The organism is Rhodococcus sp. APC 3903 (genome assembly GCF_030407755.1).
GTDB lineage: Bacteria > Actinomycetota > Actinomycetes > Mycobacteriales > Mycobacteriaceae > Rhodococcus_F > Rhodococcus_F erythropolis.
On record NZ_JASDCV010000099.1, the window covers coordinates 1 to 677 of the forward strand.

The 677-nt window shown below is 59.2% G+C and carries 1 protein-coding gene; it reads left to right on the forward strand.

The window, feature by feature from the left end:
* Positions 1–221 precede the first annotated feature (221 nt).
* The coding region (locus QMA15_RS32700; protein ID WP_356703157.1) for a phosphopantetheine-binding protein at positions 222–677 on the forward strand (456 nt) is incomplete at its 3' end.

The following is a 677-nucleotide window of genomic DNA, read 5'->3' on the forward strand; positions in this document are numbered from 1 at the left end:
TGTTGGATTCGCGGTTGCGTCCGGTGCCGGTGGGTGTTGCGGGTGAGTTGTATCTCGATGGTGCGCAGTTGGCTCGTGGTTATCATCGGCGTCCGGATTTGACGTCGGATCGGTTTGTGGCGAATCCGTTTGTGGTGGGTGCTCGGATGTATCGCACGGGTGATCGTGTGTTGTGGAGTGCTGCTGGGTCTTTGGTGTATTTGGGTCGGTCGGATTTTCAGGTGAAGATTCGTGGGGTGCGGATCGAGCTCGGTGAGATCGAGTCGGCGTTGGGTGCGTTGCCGGGTGTTTCTGGTGCTGTGGTGGTGGTGCATGGGGGGAGTCGTCTGGTCGGGTATGTGACGGCTGGGTCCTCGGTCGATGCGGAAGTTTCGGTGGATTCGGTGGGGGCGCGGGCTGCGGTGGGGTTGGTGCTTCCGTCGTACATGGTTCCGGATGTGGTGGTTGTTGTTGACGAGTTCCCGTTGTCGAGTGCGGGGAAGTTGGATCGGAAGGCGTTGCCGGAGCCTGTTTTCGGTGTGCGGGTGTTTCGGGCGCCTGGTTCTGCTTCGGAGTTGGTGGTGGCTGCTGCTTTTGCGGTGGTTTTGGGGTGTGAGTCGCGGGTTGGTGTCGATGATGATTTCTTCGAGTTGGGTGGTAATTCGCTCAATGCGACCAGACTTGTCAGCCGCATCAAC